The organism is Streptomyces sp. NPDC001393 (assembly GCF_053597455.1).
In genome coordinates this window covers 57,276-73,135 of record NZ_JBSFIH010000007.1, presented here as the reverse complement: position 1 = coordinate 73,135, position 15,860 = coordinate 57,276, and the positions used below count along the sequence as shown (strand labels likewise).

Below are 15,860 nucleotides of genomic sequence, written 5' to 3'. Positions count from 1 at the left end.
GGTCACCACTGTATATAGAGGAGATCACGGAGCGTGCGGGTGGAGTCCTGACAGAAGAACCCGTGCCACGATGTGAACCGTGGCCGATGTCAGTCGGTCGCTTTCGGCATCCGGAGCCGGGAAGGCAGAGCATGACCACCGACGTCAGCAGTGCGGAGAACGAGGCCGGGACGACCGTCCGTACGGCGCGCGTGCCCAAGTACTACCGCCTGAAGAAGCACCTGCTCGACATGACGGAGACCCAGGCGCCGGGCACGCCGGTCCCGCCCGAGCGCACGCTGGCGGCCGAGTTCGACACCTCCCGCACCACCGTCCGCCAGGCCCTGCAGGAACTGGTGGTCGAGGGGCGCCTGGAACGCATCCAGGGCAAGGGCACCTTCGTCGCCAAGCCCAAGGTCTCCCAGGCGCTCCAGCTCACCTCCTACACCGAGGACATGCGCGCCCAGGGCCTGGAGCCCACCTCGCAGCTGCTGGACGTCGGCTACATCACCGCCGACGACCGGCTCGCCGAGCTGCTCGACATCGCCGCCGGCGGACGGGTGCTGCGCATCGAGCGGCTGCGCATGGCCAACGGCGAGCCGATGGCCATCGAGACCACCCACCTGAGCGCCAAGCGCTTCCCGGCGCTGCGCCGCTCCCTGGTGAAGTACACGTCCCTCTACACCGCGCTCGCCGAGGTCTACGACGTCCACCTCGCCGAGGCCGAGGAGACCATCGAGACCTCGCTGGCCACCCCGCGCGAGGCGGGCCTGCTCGGCACCGACGTGGGCCTGCCGATGCTGATGCTCTCCCGCCACTCCCTGGACCACGAGGGCAAGCCGGTGGAGTGGGTGCGGTCGGTGTACCGCGGCGACCGCTACAAGTTCGTGGCGAGGCTCAAGCGGCCTGCGGAGTAGAAGCCCAAGCGGCCTGCGGAGCAAGGCGGGTGGGACCTGTGGACGTTCGCTGAATCGACATACCGATATGCGGACGAGGTCTTCCGCTTCCATGACACCGTCACCTAGATTGCCTGCGCATTACACAGGTGATCAGCGAGGGGACGGAGAGCCGTGGCATGTCCGAAACGCCTGAAGTGAGACCCCCGGTCGTCACACCGGTACGGGTGATCATCGCCCTGTGTCTGGTCGCGCCCTTCGTGGCGATGCTCTGGGTCGGCTCCTACGCCAAGACGGACCCCGCCTTCATCGGGATCCCGTTCTTCTACTGGTACCAGATGCTCTGGGTGCTGATCTCGACGGCGCTCACCATGACGGCCCACCAGCTCTGGAAGCGCGACCAGCGCTCCCGCGCCTCCCAGAAGGGCGGTGAGGCGCAGTGAAGAACGGCGTCAACGGCGTCGCGCTCGGCGTCTTCATCTTCTTCTTCCTGGCCGTCACGGTCATGGGCTTCCTCGCCGCGCGCTGGCGCAAGGCCGAGAACGAGCACTCCCTGGACGAATGGGGCCTGGGCGGGCGGTCGTTCGGCACCTGGATCACCTGGTTCCTGCTCGGCGGCGACCTGTACACGGCGTACACCTTCGTCGCCGTACCGGCGGCGATCTACGCGGCGGGCGCGGCCGGCTTCTTCGCGGTGCCGTACACGATCCTGGTCTACCCGCTGATCTTCACCTTCCTGCCCCGCCTGTGGTCGGTCAGCCACCGCCACGGGTACGTCACCACGTCCGACTTCGTCCGGGGCCGCTTCGGCTCCAAGGGGCTGTCGCTGGCGGTGGCGCTGACCGGCATCCTGGCGACGATGCCGTACATCGCGCTGCAGCTCGTCGGCATCCAGGCGGTACTGGACGTGATGGGCGTCGGCGGCGACAGCAGCACCAACTGGTTCGTGCGGGACCTGCCCCTGCTGATCGCCTTCGGCGTCCTGGCGGCGTACACCTACTCCTCCGGCCTGCGGGCCCCCGCCCTGATCGCCTTCGTCAAGGACGCGCTGATCTACATCGTCATCGCGGTGGCGATCATCTACATCCCGATCAAGCTGGGCGGCTTCGACGACGTCTTCGCCAAGGCGGCCCACGCGTTCAGCCAGGTCAACCCGGCCACGGGCAAGCCCCGCGGGGCGCTCGTGCCGCCGGCGGCAGGCCAGTGGACCTACGCCACCCTGGCCCTGGGCTCCGCCCTCGCGCTCTTCATGTACCCGCACTCGATCACCGCGACCCTGTCCTCCAAGAGCCGTGAGGTGATCCGCCGCAACACCACGATCCTGCCGCTGTACTCCCTGATGCTCGGCCTGCTGGCCCTGCTGGGCTTCATGGCGATCGCGGCCGGAGTGAAGGTCAGGAACGGCCAGTTGGCGATCCCGCAGCTGTTCGAGGACATGTTCCCGAGCTGGTTCGCGGGCGTCGCCTTCGCGGCGATCGGCATCGGCGCGCTGGTCCCGGCGGCCATCATGTCCATCGCCGCCGCCAACCTCTTCACCCGCAACATCTACAAGGACTTCATCAAGCCGGACGCGACGCCGAAGCAGGAGGCGCAGGTCTCCAAGTTCGTCTCGCTGCTGGTGAAGGTCGGCGCGCTGGTCTTCGTCCTCACCATGGACAAGACGGTCGCGATCAACTTCCAGCTGCTGGGCGGCATCTGGATCCTGCAGACCTTCCCGGCCCTGGTCGGCGGCCTGTTCACCCGCTGGTTCCACCGCTGGGCCCTGCTCGCCGGCTGGGCGGTCGGCATGGTGTACGGCACGGTCGCCGCGTACGGCGTCGCCTCCCCGACCCAGAAGCACTTCGGCGGCTCGGCGAAGGAGATCCCCGGCCTCGGCGAGATCGGCTACATCGGCCTCACGGCGTTCGTCCTCAACGTCGTGGTCACGGTGGTCCTCACCTTCGTCCTGAAGGCCGTGAAGGCCCCCGAGGGCGTCGACGAGACCAGTCCGGAGGACTACACGGCGGACGCGGGAGACCCCGGGGTCCAGGTGGAGCTGCCACCGGCCACTGCGGGTGCCGGTCACTGAGCGACTGCCGTACGACGGGCCGCCGGAGGAAACTCCGGCGGCCCGTTGTCGTACCCGTCCGGCAGACTCGGTGCCATGGACATCGTGATCCGGCGTGCCGCCCCCGACGAGTACGACGCCCTCGGCGAGATCACCGCCCAGGCCTACCTCCAGGACGGCCTCCTCGACTTCGGGGAGAACGACGCCTACCTCGACGAGCTGCGCGACGTCTGCGGCAGAGCGGCCTCGGCCGACGTGCTCGCAGCCATACGGAATGACACCCTCCTCGGCGGGGTCACCTTCGTGCCGTCCCCCGGGCCGATGGCCGACATCGCCCGCCCCGGAGAGGCCGAGATGCGGATGCTGGCGGTAGCCCACGTGGCGCGCGGCCAGGGCGCCGGGGAGGCCCTCGTGCGGGCCTGTATCGACCGTGCACGGGCCATCGAGGGCTGCCGGGCCATCGTGCTGTCGACCCAGCGCACCATGCACGCCGCCCACCGCATCTACGAACGACTGGGTTTCGTTCGCACACCCGAGCGGGACTGGAATCCGCTGCCCGAGCAGCTCGACCTCACTCTCCTCACCTACGAGTTGACGCTGTGACACCGCCACGACACAACATCTGGGGGTGACACGACAGCCCGGCACTAGATGTATGCTCATCCTCGCTGTCGCCGCAGGGGAATCCGGTGCGAATCCGGAACTGTCCCGCAACGGTGTACTTGTGCATGTCCGTTCCCGCAAACGCCGTGCACAGGAGTCAGTCCGAGGACCTGCCGGCAGCGTGCGCCCGGCCGTCCGGCCCGGGTGACTTCCGACGTCCGGGCCTCGTGGAATGGGCCGGTGGACGCGACGCCGTGTGCGCTCGTGGCTGCCGCCTGCCCTCCGCAAGGCCCCCGTGCCGAGCGAGGGAGAGCCCCACGTGACCATCGCGCCAGCAGACCCGGCTTCAGCCGACGGCGTTTCAGCCACCGGCCTGGAGACCGACGGTCCCGGTACCGCGCTGCTGCGGACCCTGACCGAGCTGACCGCCGACCTGCCCGACGCCGACCCCGGCCGGGTCGCCGCCGCCGCGCTGCGCGGCCGGTCGGCGAAGGCCGACGAGGCGGAGTTGCGCGAGCTGGCCACGGAGGCCGCGGCCGGGCTCATCTCCGAGGACCCCGCGTACTCCCGGCTGGCCGCCCGGCTGCTGACCCTCTCCATCCGCGCCGAGGCCGCCTCGCAGGGCGTGTCGTCCTTCACCGGGTCGGTGGCCGTGGGGCACCGCGAGGGGCTCATCGCCGACCGCACCGCCGAGTTCGTACGGCTGCACGCCGAGCGGCTCGACGCGCTGGTCGACCGTGGGGCCGACGACCGCTTCGGCTACTTCGGCCTGCGCACCCTGCACAGCCGCTACCTTCTCCGGCACCCGATCACCCGCAAGGTCATCGAGACGCCCCAGCACTTCATGCTGCGGGTCGCGAGCGGCCTGGCCGAGGACGACACGGCCCGTTCCGTGGACGAAGTGGCCGCGCTCTACGGGCTCATGAGCCGCCTCGACTACCTCCCGTCCTCCCCCACGCTCTTCAACTCCGGCACGCGCCACCCGCAGATGTCGTCCTGCTACCTCCTCGACTCCCCGCTGGACGAGCTGGACTCCATCTACGACCGCTACCACCAGGTGGCCCGGCTCTCCAAGCACGCCGGCGGCATCGGTCTGTCGTACTCCCGGATCCGCAGCCGCGGTTCGCTGATCCGCGGCACCAACGGGCACTCCAACGGCATCGTGCCGTTCCTGAAGACCCTGGACGCCTCGGTGGCCGCCGTGAACCAGGGCGGCCGGCGCAAGGGCGCCGCGGCCGTCTACCTGGAGACCTGGCACTCCGACATCGAGGAGTTCCTGGAACTGCGGGACAACACCGGTGAGGACGCGCGCCGCACGCACAACCTGAACCTCGCGCACTGGGTCCCGGACGAGTTCATGCGCCGGGTGGGCGCCGACGGGCAGTGGTCGCTGTTCTCCCCGGCGGACGTGCCGGAGCTGGTCGACCTGTGGGGCGAGGAGTTCGACGCCGCCTACCGCAAGGCCGAGCAGGCGGGCCTGGCGAAGAAGACCATGCCGGCGCGTGAGCTGTACGGCCGGATGATGCGCACCCTCGCGCAGACCGGCAACGGCTGGATGACCTTCAAGGACGCCGCCAACCGCACCGCCAACCAGACGGCCCTGCCGGGGCACGTCGTCCACTCCTCCAACCTCTGCACGGAGATCCTGGAGGTCACGGACGACGGGGAGACAGCGGTCTGCAACCTGGGGTCCGTGAACCTCGGTGCCTTTGTCGACACGGCGACCGGGGACATCGACTGGGCGCGGCTGGACGACACCGTCCGCACCGCCGTCACCTTCCTCGACCGCGTGGTCGACATCAACTTCTACCCGACCGAGCAGGCGGGACGGTCGAACGCCAAGTGGCGCCCCGTCGGCCTCGGCGCGATGGGTCTGCAGGACGTCTTCTTCAAGCTGCGCCTGCCCTTCGACTCACCTCAGGCCAAGGCCCTGTCCACCCGGATCGCCGAGCGGATCATGCTCGCCGCGTACGAGGCCTCCGCCGACCTCGCCGAGCGCAGCGGCCCGCTGCCGGCCTGGGAGAAGACCCGTACCGCCCGGGGCGTGCTGCATCCCGACCACTACGGCGTCGAACTGACCTGGCCGGAGCGGTGGGAGGCGCTGCGGAGCCGGATCGCCGAGGTCGGCCTGCGCAACTCCCTGCTGCTGGCCATCGCGCCCACCGCCACCATCGCCTCCATCGCGGGCGTGTACGAGTGCATCGAGCCGCAGGTGTCGAACCTGTTCAAGCGCGAGACGCTGTCCGGGGAGTTCCTGCAGGTCAACTCCTACCTGGTGCAGGACCTGAAGAACCTCGGCGTGTGGGACGCCCGCACCCGGGAGGCGCTGCGGGACAGCAACGGCTCGGTGCAGGGCTTCGCCTGGATCCCCGAGGACGTGCGCGCGCTGTACCGCACGGCATGGGAGATCCCGCAGCGCGGGCTGATCGACATGGCCGCCGCCCGCACTCCCTTCCTGGACCAGTCCCAGTCCCTGAACCTCTTCATGGAGACGCCGACCATCGGCAAGCTCTCCTCGATGTACGCGTACGCCTGGAAGTCCGGGCTGAAGACGACGTACTACCTGCGCTCCCGCCCGGCGACCCGCATCGCCCGCGCGGCCCGGGCGCAGACCCCCGCCACCATCCCCGTCCAGCAGGTCGCCGACCCCGACGCGGTCGCCTGCTCCCTGGAAAACCCCGAGTCCTGCGAGGCCTGCCAGTAATGACCCGTAACGCCAACCTTCTCGACCCGGGCTTCGAACTCACCCTGCGCCCCATGCGCTACCCGGACTTCTACGAGCGCTACCGGGACGCGATCAAGAACACCTGGCACGTGGAGGAGGTCGACCTCCACTCGGACGTCGCCGACCTCGCGAAGCTGACGCCCGAGGAGCAGCACCTGATCGGCCGTCTGGTCGCCTTCTTCGCGACCGGTGACTCGATCGTCGCCAACAACCTGGTGCTGACGCTGTACAAGCACATCAACTCCCCCGAGGCGCGGCTCTACCTGAGCCGTCAGCTCTTCGAGGAGGCCGTGCACGTCCAGTTCTATCTGACGCTCCTGGACACCTACCTGCCCGACCCGGACGACCGCGCGGCGGCCTTCGCGGCCGTGGAGAACATCCCCTCCATCCGCGAGAAGGCGCAGTTCTGCTTCAAGTGGATCAACGAGGTGGAGAAGCTGGAGCGGCTGGAGACGAAGGCCGACCGCCGGCGCTTCCTGCTCAACCTGATCTGCTTCGCCGCCTGCATCGAGGGCCTGTTCTTCTACGGCGCCTTCGCCTACGTCTACTGGTTCCGCAGCCGGGGCCTGCTGCACGGTCTCGCCACCGGCACCAACTGGGTGTTCCGCGACGAGACGATGCACATGTCCTTCGCCTTCGACGTGGTCGACACGGTCCGCAAGGAGGAGCCGGACCTGTTCGACGGCGAGCTGGGGCAGCAGGTCACCGACATGCTGAAGGAGGCCGTCGAGGCCGAGCTGCAGTTCGCGCGTGACCTGTGCGGGGACGGCCTGCCGGGCATGAACACCGAGTCAATGCGGCAGTACCTGGAGTGCGTCGCCGACCAGCGTCTCGTCCGACTCGGCTTCGCGCCGGTGTACGGCTCGGAGAACCCCTTCTCCTTCATGGAGCTGCAGGGCGTACAGGAACTGACGAACTTCTTCGAGCGCCGCCCGTCGGCGTACCAGGTCGCGGTCGAGGGCACCGTCGACCTGGACGAGGACTTCTGAGCACCTGACCTCTGAGCACTTCCGAGCACCTACCGGCGCGCGATCCGGGGCCGCTGAGCCACCTGAGCGCGCGCCGGTACCAGCTGTGCTACCAGGGCATCGGCCGCAGCAGCAGGTTGTGGGGGCGGAGCGTGATGCCCACACGGGTGGTGTCGTTCGACCCCGCGACCTGCTCGAAGCGGTACTTCGCCGAGATCGCCGCGGTGATCAGGCTCAGCTGGGTCATGGAGAAGTGGTCGCTGGGGCACTTGCGGTTGCCGACGCTGAAGGGGCTCATGGCGTACTTCGGCACCTGCTTGGCCCGCTCCGGCAGCCACCGGTCCGGGTCGAAGTCGAGGTGGCGGTCGTAGGAGCGGGCGTCGCGCTGGATCGCGTACGGGCTGTAGACGATGTCCGCCCCGGCCGGAATACGATAGTCACCGAGTGCGGTGTCGGTCACCGCACGCCGCGTCAGAATCCATACGGCCGGCCTGAGCCGCATGGCCTCGACGACGACATTGTTGGTGTGCGTGAGTGCGCGGACGTGTTGGAATCCGACCGGCCGGCCGCCGGTCACGGATTCCACCTCGGTCCGTACCCTCTCGGCGTGTTCCGGATGTTCCGCGAGGACCTGGAGCAGCCACATGATCGTGGACGCCACTGTTTCGCTGCCGGGGGTGAGTATCGCGACGACCTGGTCGTGGATCTCCTGTTCCCCGATGGGGTCGCCATTGTCGTCCTTTGCCTCCAGCAATGCCGTCAGCAAATCGTCCGGCTTTTGACCAGATGCCCTCCGCTCGGCGACGATCTCGTCCACCAGCAGATGCAAATCGGCCAGCGCCCGGTTGAATTCGCGGTTGGCCGGAAACGGCAGCCGGTACAGCGGCCCGAGCGGGATGACCATCCGCCGGTACATGCCGCGGAAGACGGTGGCGAGGTCGGCGCTGAGCCGCTCGGCGCGCTCGTCCATGTACTCGCCGCGCAGCAGGCAGCGGGCGGCGATGCGGACGGCCACCCGGAAGGACTCCGAGGTGCAGTCGACGGTCTCGCCGGGCCGCCAGCGCTCGGTCAGCGCGTGCGCCTCCTCCTCCATGACCGGCCCGTGGTTCGGGATCGCGTCCAGCCGGAACGCGGGCTGGATGGTGCGCCGTTGACGCCGGTGCCGGGGGCCGTTGGCGGTGGCCACGCCCTCCTTGCCGAGCAGCCCTTCGAGGGACTCCCACAGGGGTCCGTCGATCTTGAAGTCGGGGTTGAGCGCGAGCGCGCCGGTGAGCTCCGGGGTGGTGACGGCGTACACCGTCTTGGGGCCGAGCTTGAGGCGTACGACGTCGCCGTGCTCGCGGAGCCGGGACATGAAGGCGAGCGGGTCGCGGACCAGCTTCAGGCCGTGGCCGAGGCCCGGGACGGCGCCCCCGGCCAGGGGCGGCTCACGCAGTTCGGTCGCCTCGCCGGCCCCGGGGGCCACGGGCTTCACAGACTCGACGGTCATTTCTCACCTTCCGCTTCGTTGGTGACGTACGGGGGCGTGGACCGGTCGTCCCAGGTGTCGACCATGTACCGGCCGGACTCGTGGTGGAACCAGTAGACGGAGCTGAACCAGTTCCGCATATTGCCGACGCAGGCGCGCACCGCGGCGCTCAGCTCCTTTCCGTGGACCGTGCCGTCGGCAAGGCCGTCGGCGAACCGCAGGGCCTCCTGCTCGGCCTCGACGAATTCGGTGATGCAGTTCTCGACGCGCCGCCTGACTTCGTCCACCGATTCCTCGAGAGTCAGTCCCTCATGGGTGATGAGACTGATTCCGAGATTGTGGACCTCGTCGCCGGCTATTTCCTTCGGCAGTGAGCACAGGTCGTTGTACCAGGCGGCGAATTCCTGGCTGAGCAGGGCGGCCCGGCGATAGACCGGGTTCTTCCGCACGGAATCCGGGAGTTCACGCCCGGCGCTCGGCTCCAGCAGGTCCGTCCATATCCAGTGCGCGAAGGTGTGCCGGCGCAGGGCGAGGTATTCCTCGACGCCGGGTATGTATCCCGTGGTGCGGTTGCGGAACTCGCGGTCGTAGGCCTCGATGACCGCGTGGAAGTGCCGGGCGAACCGCTGGTTCCAGGTGCGCGGCAGGAAGCCGTAGAGCCGCAGCACGCCGTCCGCGAACCCGGCGACCAGCGGGTCCGGGTGGTGCAGATGGTGCCGGGGTGCGTCGAGGGCCGCGTGCAGGCGGTACCTCAGCCGCCGCCAGTCCCCCGCCCGGCCGTGCACGACACAGCGGTCGTGCCGGTCGTCCCAGACGAAGAACCACGCACTGTAGTCGGCGATGGCCTGCAGGACCTCGTCGGGGGCGCCGAGGTAGTACCCCGCCATGAGGTCGGTGTAGCACAGTCCGTCGGCATATTCCTGCACCTTGTCCGCCGGCATGAGCCTTTTTTCCAGCAGCCACAGCCGCGTCTTCGCCTGTAGTCGCGGCCAATACGGGTGCAGTTGCCGAGGAAAGGCGGACTCGATCACCGGCAGTGCCAGTGAGGGTGGTACTACGACCGCCGTTGGCGTCGCTGTGGTGCCGTGTGGGAAAGCATGCACGTACAAACCCCTCTCCGCCGCCAGGAGCGCCCGCCCTCCCGTCGTGCCGGGCGTGCGCCGTTGCGTATCCCCGCACTTACATTCAGCACCACAACTGACCGTCATGGGAACGGATTTGCTCCACTCACCACCCCGGGATGCCGAGAATCCCCCCATGTGTGACCGATTAAGGATCATTAAGAGGGCAGAAGGGATCGGTTGTACGACGCACGGACGAGCGAGGCCGCTCGTGCGAAGGGCGCCCAACCGGGGGTGATCCCGGCCGGGCGCCCCAACGTCCCGGTGTCGGCTAGTCGTTGGCGACGACCGGATAACGTGGCTCGTTCTCGGCCATCTGCCGCAGCGCGTCCTTGCGGTCCCGCTTGGACAGCCGGTCGATGTACAGGTAGCCGTAGAGGTGGTCGGTCTCGTGCTGCAAACACCGTGCGAAGTAGCCGGTGCCGCGGACCCGGACCGGGTTGCCCCGCTCGTCCTGGCCGGTCACCTCGGCGTAGTCGGGCCGGGCGAGCGGCGCGTACGCCGTCGGCACGGACAGGCAGCCCTCGTTGCTGTCGTCCAGCCGGCGCCGGTCGGCCGGCAGCTCGACCAGCTTCGGGTTGCACACCACGCCGGTGTGCCGGACGCCCTCGTCGTCCGGGCAGTCGTAGACGAAGACCTTCAGGTCGACACCGATCTGGTTGGCGGCCAGGCCCACGCCCTCGGCGGTGCGCTGGCTGGCGAACATGTCGGCGACGAGTTGCTGCAGCTCCTCGCCGAACTCGGTGACGTCCTTGCACTCCTTGTGCAGCACCGGGTTGCCGACGACCGTGATCGGCCGCGAGGTCCCGCGCTCCCGCCAGGCCTTCTCGCGCTCCTCGCAGTCCTCCGTGTCGACGACGTACCCCTCGTCGTCCACGGGGAGCACGCCCGCGTGCTGCTGATCGGTGTCCTGCTGCGCCATGACCGCCGTACGCCTTCCTGCAAACCTGGGAAAAGTCTCGGGTACAGCCTAAAGGCGGCAGGTCACCGGCGGCTCAGCAAACCTCTTCGAGATCCCGCCAGTCCCGCGAGTCCGGGCTGTCCGCGACCCACCCGTCCAGCAGCCCCCGCACCAGCGAAGCCGGCGCGGCCACCCCGCACTCCCGCTCCGGCACCCACAGCTGCCCGTCCGTGCGATGGCCCAGAGGCCCGGGATGACCGGGCTCGCTGTGATCATGCGGGTCCAGGTGGACCCCCTCGCCCTCGTCCGACGGCATCCGCGACTCCGAGCACATCCGGCACAGCAGCCGCACCGAGGAGGACCAGTCCTCCGCGGCGAACCCGGCGTCGGCGGCGAGCTGCTCCAGCGCGTCCCGGTCCGCCTCCGTGGCCGCCTCCAGCAGGACCACCCAGGTCGGCACGGGCGAGGGGGCCCACAGCTCGATCTCGTCGAAGACCGGGTAGGCGTGCCCGGTGGACGTCGTGCGCTCCCCGTGCGGGACCCCGTCGTGCAGCACGACCTCGCCCCAGCGCCGTCCGGACGAGGGCAGCGGGATGGACAGCACCTCGATCCGCGCCGGGTCCAGCCTGCGGCCCCACACGACCTCGGCCTCGCCCTCCGGGGAGAGCCGTACGGCCGCGCTGCCCAGCTCCATGCCGACCGGTTCCCCGGCCACGGCGGCGCCGCCGGGCACCTTCAGCCCGTACGCCTGCCAGGCGCGGCGGGCCAGCGGCCAGTCCTGCAGCGCGGTCGCGGCGATGCCGACGTTCCACCAGTCGGGCGCGCCGGCCTCCCGGTCCAGCAGGGCCACCGCCCGCAGTCCGGCCGCGCGGGCCTGCTCCCAGTCGTGCCGGAACTTGTGCAGCAGGGCGAGGTTGAACCAGGACTCCGAGAGCCAGGGCTCCAGGTCGGCGGCTCGTGTCAGCAGCTCTCCCGCGTCCTCGTACCGGCCGTCGCCGATCAGCGTGAACGCGCGGTCGGTGGCCTGCCGCCAGGAGGCGGAGGGCCGGTGCCGTCCCTTGCCGAAGATCCTCACGATTCCCGCCTGCCAGTTCCAGTTCCACACCATGGGCTGGCTTGTGCCCCCGGACACCCTCTCCCTCGCATCCAACCACGTACGGCGGGAAAGGCGCTCATTACCCATGGGTTACCCAGCCGCGAGCGGGGTCAGACAGTGCGGTGCGTCTCTCGCCCGCCACCTGCGCGCTCTCCCGCCAGGTCCGCGGCCTGGCCAGCACCCGGGCGAGGGACTCCACCACCTGGGGGGCGTAGTCGCCGGCGGCGCCGAGGCGCAGTTCCTCCAGCGCCCGCAGGGGTCCCTCCGGGCCGGCGTCCCGGGCCTTCTCCTCGTAGGCGTTCACGGCCCGGATGATCCGGGCGGCGAGGGGCTGTTCGCGGTAGGGGTCCGCCTGCCGCTCCACCATCACGGCGACGGCCGCGGACACCCCGGTCTGCCGCACGACCGCCCCGCCGAGCAGCGCGATCCGCCGTTGCTCCGCGAGGGGCAGCGAGGCGGTGGCCCCGGCCGGGACCGGGTCGACCAGGCTGAGCTGGCCGATGTCGTGCATGAGGGCCGCGTACTCCAGGACGGTCAGTTCGCTCCCGGCGAGGCCGAGGTCCCGGCCCACGGCGAGGCTGAGCGCGGCCACGCGGCGGGCGTGCCCGGCGGGGGTGCAGCCGGCTATCTCGGTGGCGCGGGCGAGGGAGGCGATGGTCTGCCGGTAGGTGGCGCGCACGGCCGCGTACCGGCGCAGGGACACCTGGGTGAGCAGCAGGGGCAGACAGAACACGGGCAGCGCCCACAGCCCGGCGACGGCGACCCCGAGCGCCATCACCGCGCCGGTCGCGCAGACGGCGGAGCCGATGCCGAGCAGCCGGCGCAGCTCCTCCCTGAGCAGCGGGCCGAACGGCCAGCGGGTGCGGGAGCGGGCGAGGGCGGCGGCCAGGACGGCGTCGCACAGGGCGGTGAGGCAGAGCAGGGCGACGAGGAGGAGGGCGTGGGCCGGACCGCTCAAGGAGCCGAACTCGCCCTTGCCGGACAGGGGTTGGAAGCAGACCGCGGCGAAGCCGACGGTGAGCACCCGGCGGGCCAGATGGTCGAGGGTGGGGGTGCGTCCGTGCCAGATGTGCGGGACGGCGCCGAGCAGGGCGGCGGCGAGGACCACGGTGACGACCTGCGCCGCGTCGTGGTGCGTGGGCCGCCCGGCCACCGCTGCGAGCAGGGCGTACGACAGCGAACCGGCGGTGGCGAGGGGGGCGGCCTGCCGTACCCGGGCGCCGCTCCAGCGGGTCAGCTCGCCGACGGCTATGAGCACCCCGAAGGCGAGCGCGACGCCCCGTTCGTCGAGGCCCGTCCACAGGGTGACGGCGAGGGAGCCGGCCGCGGCCAGGGCGGCGGTGCCGTGCACGAACCGCAGGGCGGTCATCGGGGTGCCCCGGTGACCGGCGCCGGGCCCTGGCTCTCATGCGGCGTCCCGGTCTCGTCGGCGGTGACCGTGGGATGCCAGCCGTGGCGCCCCAGCGCCCGGGCGAGGGCGACGACCATGCGCGGGTCGAACTGCGTGCCCGCGCACCGCTCCAGCTCGGCGACGGCCGCCTCGACGGGCCGGGCCCGGCGGTAGGAGCGGGTGGACGTCATCGCGTCGAAGGCGTCGGCGACCGCGACGATCCGGGCGCACTCGGGGATCTGGGCGCCCACGAGGCCGTACGGATAGCCGCTGCCGTCGAGGCGTTCGTGGTGGTGCAGGATCGCGGCGCGGGCCTCGCCGAGGAAGGAGATCCCGCGGACCATCTCATGGCCGTACTCGGGGTGCAGTTCGATGATCCGGCGTTCGGCGGGGGTCAGCGGGCCGTCCTTGCGCAGCAGCCGGGTGGGGACGCCGAGCTTGCCGACGTCGTGCAGGATGCCGGCGAAGCGGAGCACCTCGACGCGGTCGTCGTCCATGCCGAGTTCCCGGGCGATCATGACGGAGGCCTGGCCGACGCGTTCGCTGTGCCCGCGCGTGTAGCCGTCCTTGATGTCGACGGCCCTCACCAGGGCGCGGATGGTCGCCTGGTGGGCGGCGCGTTCGCGGTGGTACTGGGCGAAGATCCACCAGGACACGCACATCGGCAGCAGCACGAGCAGCGCGGCGACCGGGCCGTACGGGCTGCGCCACAGCACGGCCATCATCAGCCCGGCGAGACCGTGCACCGCGACCGGCGCGAGGCAGCGGGACAGCAGGCCGCGCCAGGCCCGGCGCAGCGGGATGCCGAGGGCGGCCGCGCGGATGCCGCCGTCGAGGGCGGTGAGGATCAGGCAGAAGGCGAGGACGGCGGCGCCGGCGGGCAGCAGCGCGTACGGGAAGTCGGCGGCGACGACCGCGTGCCGGCCGCCGAGCGCCCAGTGCACCCGGGCGGCGCCCCACACGGCGAGCGCGGGCCGCGCCGCCCGCCAGACCCGCCTGAGCGGCGCGGAGCGGTGCCCGGCCTGCTCGCCCGGCGGGAGCAGGGCCGCGGGCAGCGGGACCAGTGCGGCGGCCGGCGGCGGCAGCAGGAACGCCCCGGCAAGCAGTACGGGGTAGAAGGTGCCGCCGAAGCGGCGGCGTACGACGTGCTCGCAGGCGGCGTAGAGCGCGGAGAGCAGGCCGAGCGCCCACCAGGGGGTGCGTATGGTCGGCAGCGGCAGGAGGGTGAGCAGCGCCAGCAGGGCGACGGCGGCCACACAGCCGCGTGCCCTCGCCGGTACCGCCTCCATCGCGCCCCTCCCCGACCACGCCCGTCCGGGCTCGGAAGCCTAGGGCGGGGATGGGGCGGTGCGGGGCCTATGACCTGAGGATTAGCACATTCGGGTGATGGCCCGGCGGTCAGTTCTCCTGCGGGGTGGCGGTCACGTCGTGCTCCGGCACGGCCTGGCCGGAGCGGATCAGGTCGATCCGCCCCATGACCTTGGCGCGCAGGTCGGCGGGCACGTCGTCATGGCCGCAGCACCGCTTGACCAGCTTCTTCACGGCCTGCTCCAGGCCGTACTTCTCCAGGCACGGAGAGCATTCCTCGAAGTGGTGCTGGAACTTGTCGCGATCGACGTCCGGCATCTCGCTGTCGAGGAACTCGTACAGATGGTCGAGGACCTCACTGCAGTCCGTCTCGTGCGGCTCTCCGCAGCTCATGAGCCCGAGCCTTTCGCTTCGTTCGACTCTCCGGCGCCCGCCGGGACCAGCCCGCGCTCACGGGCGTAGTCCTCCAGCATGCCGCGCAGTTGACGGCGGCCCCGGTGCAGCCGGGACATCACCGTACCGATGGGTGTCCCCATGATGTCCGCGATCTCCTTGTACGCAAAGCCCTCGACGTCCGCGAGATACACGGCGATGCGGAACTCCTCGGGGATCGCCTGCAGCGCTTCCTTCACGTCCGAGTCGGGCAGGTGGTCGAGCGCCTGCGACTCGGCGGAGCGCAGACCCGTCGACATGTGCGACTCGGCGCGGGCCAGCTGCCAGTCCTCGATCTCCTCCGCGGCGGAGCGCTGCGGTTCGCGCTGCTTCTTGCGGTAGGAGTTGATGAAGGTGTTGGTGAGGATCCGGTACAGCCACGCCTTGAGGTTGGTGCCCTCACGGAACTGGTGGAAGGACGCATACGCCTTCGCATAGGTCTCCTGGACCAGGTCCTCGGCGTCGGCGGGGTTGCGCGTCATGCGCAGCGCGGCCGAGTACATCTGGTCGAGGAACTCCAGCGCGTCCCGCTCGAAGCGCGCACTGCGCTGAGCGGTCGACTCGTCGGTCGCCTCCGCGCCGGCGCCCTGGCCCTCGGGCTGCTCCGCCTGGCCGTTGTCGGTCCCTGCGTCGGTACCGGTGACCGGACCCACCTCCTCAAGATCCCGGGCAGGACCGAGACCGGTCCCACTCGTTTCGGAGGATAGAACACCACCCGTGCCCGCCGCCCCTCGAATAGGAGCGGTCTTGGCCGCGTACAGCACCGTCCAGTCCAGGTCAGTACTGCTGCTGCGGGAATCAAGAGAGGCCGCGCGCAGCGCGTCGCTGGAAGGGCGGTGGTGGGCGACGGCCGGGCAGATGGTCGAACCCATGCGGCGGACTTCCTCTCCTACGACGTCGGTGCCGAGGCCTCAGCACTCCTGTCC

The 15,860-nt window shown here is 70.3% G+C and carries 14 protein-coding genes and 1 riboswitch; of the genes, 6 read left to right on the top strand and 8 right to left on the bottom strand.

Annotated features, from left to right (window positions below; translation table 11 throughout):
- The first annotated feature begins 131 nt into the window (after window positions 1–131).
- The 6 genes from ACWC2T_RS11015 to ACWC2T_RS10990 all read left to right on the top strand — a co-directional run bounded on the left by ACWC2T_RS11015 (window position 132) and on the right by ACWC2T_RS10990 (window position 7,239).
- A complete protein-coding gene (locus tag ACWC2T_RS11015; protein ID WP_351208055.1) occupies window positions 132–896 on the top strand; it encodes a GntR family transcriptional regulator in 765 nt (254 codons plus the stop codon).
- Between the two features lie 158 nt (window positions 897–1,054).
- Entirely contained in the window at window positions 1,055–1,318 is a 264-nt protein-coding gene (locus ACWC2T_RS11010; protein ID WP_450670071.1) for a DUF3311 domain-containing protein, read from the top strand.
- Window positions 1,315–2,943, top strand: a complete 1,629-nt coding sequence (gene mctP, locus ACWC2T_RS11005) for a monocarboxylate uptake permease MctP (RefSeq protein ID WP_450670070.1) — start codon at window positions 1,315–1,317, stop codon at window positions 2,941–2,943. The genes ACWC2T_RS11010 and mctP overlap by 4 nt, the downstream gene beginning before the upstream one ends.
- A gap of 75 nt (window positions 2,944–3,018) precedes the next feature.
- On the top strand, window positions 3,019–3,525 hold the full coding sequence (locus tag ACWC2T_RS11000) for a GNAT family N-acetyltransferase (RefSeq protein WP_450670069.1): 507 nt from the start codon (window positions 3,019–3,021) through the stop codon (window positions 3,523–3,525).
- A gap of 52 nt (window positions 3,526–3,577) precedes the next feature.
- Window positions 3,578–3,717: riboswitch (cobalamin riboswitch) on the top strand.
- A 127-nt stretch (window positions 3,718–3,844) separates the two neighbouring features.
- Window positions 3,845–6,229, top strand: a complete 2,385-nt coding sequence (locus tag ACWC2T_RS10995; protein ID WP_450670068.1) for a ribonucleoside-diphosphate reductase subunit alpha — start codon at window positions 3,845–3,847, stop codon at window positions 6,227–6,229.
- On the top strand, window positions 6,229–7,239 hold the full coding sequence (locus ACWC2T_RS10990) for a ribonucleotide-diphosphate reductase subunit beta (protein WP_450670067.1): 1,011 nt from the start codon (window positions 6,229–6,231) through the stop codon (window positions 7,237–7,239). The genes ACWC2T_RS10995 and ACWC2T_RS10990 overlap by 1 nt, the downstream gene beginning before the upstream one ends.
- Window positions 7,240–7,327: 88 nt before the next feature.
- Here the strand turns inward: ACWC2T_RS10990 and ACWC2T_RS10985 are convergent, their stop codons facing one another.
- The 8 genes from ACWC2T_RS10985 to sigR all read right to left on the bottom strand — a co-directional run bounded on the left by ACWC2T_RS10985 (window position 7,328) and on the right by sigR (window position 15,587).
- Window positions 7,328–8,707: a bifunctional albaflavenone monooxygenase/terpene synthase gene (locus tag ACWC2T_RS10985; protein ID WP_450670066.1), complete on the bottom strand. Its 1,380-nt coding sequence runs from the start codon at window positions 8,705–8,707 to the stop codon at window positions 7,328–7,330.
- Window positions 8,704–9,789, bottom strand: coding sequence for an epi-isozizaene synthase (gene cyc1, locus ACWC2T_RS10980; protein ID WP_450670065.1), 1,086 nt, complete (start codon window positions 9,787–9,789; stop codon window positions 8,704–8,706). The genes ACWC2T_RS10985 and cyc1 overlap by 4 nt, the downstream gene beginning before the upstream one ends.
- A gap of 289 nt (window positions 9,790–10,078) precedes the next feature.
- Window positions 10,079–10,729: a peptide deformylase gene (gene def / locus ACWC2T_RS10975; protein WP_450670064.1), complete on the bottom strand. Its 651-nt coding sequence runs from the start codon at window positions 10,727–10,729 to the stop codon at window positions 10,079–10,081.
- A gap of 73 nt (window positions 10,730–10,802) precedes the next feature.
- Window positions 10,803–11,783: a hypothetical protein gene (locus ACWC2T_RS10970; protein WP_351208147.1), complete on the bottom strand. Its 981-nt coding sequence runs from the start codon at window positions 11,781–11,783 to the stop codon at window positions 10,803–10,805.
- Window positions 11,784–11,883: 100 nt separating this feature from the next.
- A complete protein-coding gene (locus ACWC2T_RS10965) occupies window positions 11,884–13,173 on the bottom strand; it encodes an HD-GYP domain-containing protein (protein WP_450670063.1) in 1,290 nt (429 codons plus the stop codon).
- Window positions 13,170–14,483 (bottom strand): HD-GYP domain-containing protein, encoded by a 1,314-nt coding sequence (locus tag ACWC2T_RS10960; protein WP_450670062.1) that lies wholly within the window; start codon window positions 14,481–14,483, stop codon window positions 13,170–13,172. The genes ACWC2T_RS10965 and ACWC2T_RS10960 overlap by 4 nt, the downstream gene beginning before the upstream one ends.
- 109 nt (window positions 14,484–14,592) lie before the next feature.
- Window positions 14,593–14,895, bottom strand: a complete 303-nt coding sequence (gene rsrA, locus ACWC2T_RS10955; RefSeq protein WP_450670061.1) for a mycothiol system anti-sigma-R factor — start codon at window positions 14,893–14,895, stop codon at window positions 14,593–14,595.
- Window positions 14,892–15,587, bottom strand: a complete 696-nt coding sequence (gene sigR, locus ACWC2T_RS10950) for an RNA polymerase sigma factor SigR (protein WP_450670208.1) — start codon at window positions 15,585–15,587, stop codon at window positions 14,892–14,894. Before sigR ends, rsrA begins: the two co-directional genes overlap by 4 nt.
- Window positions 15,588–15,860 lie beyond the last annotated feature (273 nt).